General features: G+C 37.1%; 3 protein-coding genes. 1 reads left to right on the top strand and 2 read right to left on the bottom strand.

Annotation, left to right across the window (positions count from 1 at the left end; genetic code table 11):
• Together AC1DND_RS27350 and AC1DND_RS27345 are read right to left on the bottom strand one after the other, a co-directional pair.
• Positions 1 to 467 (bottom strand): electron transfer flavoprotein subunit alpha/FixB family protein (locus tag AC1DND_RS27350; protein ID WP_477585937.1); only part of this gene is annotated, 467 nt, incomplete at its 3' end.
• 62 nt (positions 468 to 529) lie between these two features.
• On the bottom strand, positions 530 to 1,267 hold the full coding sequence (locus AC1DND_RS27345) for an electron transfer flavoprotein subunit beta/FixA family protein (protein ID WP_477585935.1): 738 nt from the start codon (positions 1,265 to 1,267) through the stop codon (positions 530 to 532).
• Between the two features lie 131 nt (positions 1,268 to 1,398).
• On the opposite strand from AC1DND_RS27345, the gene AC1DND_RS27340 reads away from it, so the two are divergent.
• Positions 1,399 to 1,703 (top strand): tetratricopeptide repeat protein (locus tag AC1DND_RS27340; protein WP_477585933.1); only part of this gene is annotated, 305 nt, incomplete at its 3' end.

The following is a 1,703-nucleotide window of genomic DNA, read 5'->3' as shown; positions in this document are numbered from 1 at the left end:
TTTAAAGCAATTACTTTATTGGCCGATGTTAATTCGGTAATCGCGAAGGCTTTACCAGAGAAAGCCGTTTTCTTAACCGAAAATTTACCATCAGTACTCGGTAATTCTACTGCACCATCAGCTAAACCTGCTTTAAGTTTTACTGCAATACGTGGCGCTAAACCTTTACCAGAGAAAGAGTTAGATAAAACTACAATGTCGGCACCTTCTTTTTCTGCAGCTGCAGCAATAACACTTGCATAGGCTTGATTTACAAAGGTTTTTAATTGATCGGCACTTACGTTTAGTACTTTTGATGCACCGTATTTACCTAATTCCTTTAATTCGCTGTCGGCTACATCGCCAATAGAAATTGCGGTTAAATTAGTTGATTGTTGATCGGCAATGGCTTTGGCATAAGATACGGCTTCAAATACAGATTTCTTAAATTTCCCCTCAGCTTGTTCTACATATACTAATACTGACATATATTTATTTCTTTATCCTTAACAGGATGGTGTAAACGATTTGATTTATTGTGACTGAAAACTTAGATTACTTTAGCTTCGCTGTGAAGTAAACCGATTAACGATTCTGTTTGGTCGGCAGGAATTAACTTAACCGTTCCGCGCGGGGCAGGAGTTTCATATTTCGTAACCTTGGTTACTTCTTCAATAGCAACTGCATCTACTACAACCAATGGTTTTGTTCTGGCACTCATGATACCACGCATATTCGGTATTTTCGGTTCTGCCACACCTTCAGCACAACTTGCAACAAACTTACCAGAAACGGTTAAAACTTCTTTACCACCTTCAATTTCTCTTTCAATCGTTGCTGTATCACCGTCAACATCTAATTTTTTGATAATAGATACTGAAGGGATATCTAAAAACTCACCAACCATAGCAGCAACCTGATTACCATTATAATCGATAGACTCGCGACCGGTTAGAATAATATTGAAATCTTTATCTTTTGCATATTCCGCAATCTGTTTAGCCACAAAATAGGCATCTCTCGGTGCCGCATTAACCCTAACCGCATCATCTGCACCAATTGCAAGCGCTTTTCTAATGGTTGGATCGTTGCCTGCTTCGCCTACATTAATAACCGTTACCGTTCCTTTACCACCTTCGGTTAGCTCAATTGCCCTTGATAAAGCGATTTCATCGTATGGATTAACAATATATTGCACTCCTGACGTATTGAATTCGGTATTATCATTAGTAAAAGTTATTTTTGTCGTTGTGTCTGGCACATTACTGATACAAACTAATATTTTCATATGTTAATAGTGGTTTTTATTGCTATGAAGCTATCGCAAGCCGAAWTTTTTAGCTCATGATAATTTCATATGTTATATGTTTATTATATAAGGTCTTTCTGCAAATTTAATTAAAAAAGCAAGGAAATAAAATGTCATCAACCCGTTTAAGTAAGTTATTGGAATTTTTAGAAAGCGATCCTAACGATCCTTTTATACTATATGCCTTAGCCACAGAGTATAACGCACAAAATGATAAGGAAAAAGCTTATTCTTTTTACCTTCAGTTAACCGATAAACACCCGGATTATGTTGGCACTTATTACCATTTGGGGAAATTGCTTGAAAAAGACGATCAAAAAGAGAAAGCTATAGCCATTTATCAGAAGGGAATGCAGGTAGCACGCAACAAAAGAGACATGCACGCTTTTTCTGAATTACAGGGCGCGTACAATAC

It is taken from the genome of Pedobacter sp. 01N416 (assembly GCF_056399685.1).
Note: the sequence above shows the minus strand (reverse complement) of the source record. Positions and strands in the feature narration are given on the sequence as shown.

Coding starts and splice junctions, on each gene's coding strand:
- AC1DND_RS27345 (WP_477585935.1), bottom strand. CDS start 1,267: ATGAAAATATTAGTTTGTATCAGTAATGTGCCAGACACAACGACAAAA.